The sequence below is a fragment of the Pseudomaricurvus sp. ABR4_320 genome (assembly GCF_056159445.1).
The window spans coordinates 1-1,769 of sequence record NZ_JBSWVF010000059.1; the positions used below are offsets into that span (position 1 = coordinate 1).

At 44.0% G+C, this 1,769-nt stretch carries 2 protein-coding genes; both read left to right on the forward strand.

The genetic code is table 11. The annotated features are described in order from the left end of the window. A partial coding sequence (locus ACXAFR_RS27295) for an HNH endonuclease (protein ID WP_475183315.1) occupies window positions 1–949 on the forward strand: 949 nt, incomplete at its 5' end. A gap of 23 nt (window positions 950–972) precedes the next feature. Next, on the forward strand, window positions 973–1,431 hold the full coding sequence (locus tag ACXAFR_RS27300; protein ID WP_475183316.1) for an SMI1/KNR4 family protein: 459 nt from the start codon (window positions 973–975) through the stop codon (window positions 1,429–1,431). Window positions 1,432–1,769: the final 338 nt, after the last annotated feature.

A 1,769-nucleotide genomic window follows, 5' to 3' on the forward strand; every position in this document is an offset into this window, starting at 1 on the left:
TCAGGAAAAACCGGAAACCGTCGGCACCGCTGGCTGGGAAGCCAAGTTCGAACAGAACAAGATTGCCCTCGAGTTACAAAGCGTTAGCCAGAGTTTGGGTGATCCCAAGCTTTCATCCTCTCAAAAGGCAGAGCTCTCCTATCGCTTAGAAGAGCTGGAAGCCGCATCACAATACCAGGCAGAGCGCATTGCCCAATCCGAACAGTATGGCGAAGGTTGGGTGGCCGCGCCTGCCCGAGGCCCTGAACTGGCGAAAGAACTCGGTTGGCCAGATGCGCCGGAAGGGCATGTTTGGGTAGCGGGTGCGGAACAGCCGTATCTGCGCCGGGTTGATGCCAACGATACCTCGAAGCTGCGGTATGATGTCGGCGCGGAAGAATTTGTTGATGCTAGTGTTTCGAGCAAATCTTTAGCATTAAGTACTGAAGGTACGAGTTTTATTGACCCTTCTGCGATTGACAAATTTTCCGATGGCTCACTGAGAGTTAAAGTTTCTGAGGAAGGTAAGGTTATTATTCAGTATGGTAAAAACGCCGGTGGTGAGCAGACAATAATAATGTCAAAGAATGCTGGTAGAGCCGAGACTAGAGAGGGTATTACGCTTAACAGAGATGAAAATGGGTTCCCAATATTCAATAGTAAATTTGATACCTTTGTCCCTAACAGTATGTTGGGAAATCGAGATCCGGGCTCTCATTTTGAATATGCAAATGAAAGGTTGAGAGAAGCTTTAAATAGAGATACTAGTTTAGCTCAACGAATGGGGTTGACGAAAATGCAGCTAGCTCACTTCTTACGAGAGCCCGCTTATAAAGCGCCTCCATCAGGCTTAACCTGGCACCATCATCAAGATACAGGCAGGATGCAGCTGATAAATTTAGCTGAACATGAAGCATTTGTCCCCCATACTGGAGGAATGGCTATATGGGGCGGCGGCTACAAGAGATAGTAACTTAAATGCATGGTGACCAAATGACAATTTTATGGGAAGAGTACGTTGATCCACCTTTAGGTAAAGCAAGCATAGATGATGTGAACAGATTAGAAGATATTCTTGGTATTAAGTTACCTCAAGACTACAGAGGTCTTATATTGCTAAATCAGGGTAAATATCCAAGTAAAGAAACTGTAGCTTGTGGTGAATTGACTTCAGCACCTTTTGGCCCATTATTTCATGTGATGGAGATTTGTACAGAGGAACAAAAACTCTACAGCATTCTAAATAAATGGCGAAAGTGGTCAGATATTTTTCAAGGTATAGTACCTATCGCTGACTCAGGGGGAACAGGCTGTTTTTTTGCTTATGACTACAGAAATGACGACGAGAGGCCTCCTATAGTTTTTGTGAATGTAGAGGAAGACCCGAGTAATGAAGATTCGATTTTGTTCGTTGCAAATACGTTATCTGAAGTTATTGAGACACTAGTTTAGGTATTTGTATATCTTGGATCAGGCAAAGATGCTCAAAATTCTGTGTGACGGTGTTCAAAACTCTGTGTCAGTCAGTAGCATCATAAGCTGATATATTTCTCCAACAGATTCGGGAAGTTAATCTTGAGCTGTGACAGCGTCAGATTCCAATTCTGGAATGGGTGGTGCCATCGCTCTGTGGCTTTTAGTATACGGGCTTAAATCATCCATAGAAGCCAGTTTTCATTGGCCAAGCCGCCCTTGATTTATCCCTGAAAAAAATAAATTCTCCTATCAAACCACCGTAAGTCTTACCAGACTCCCCCTATCAGGTTCAGCAGAATTCTAATCTGCAAGAT

Bases quoted from the DNA above. Each gene is read 5' to 3' on its own strand.
- ACXAFR_RS27300 (WP_475183316.1), top strand. From the start codon at position 973: ATGACAATTTTATGGGAAGAGTACGTTGATCCACCTTTAGGTAAAGCA.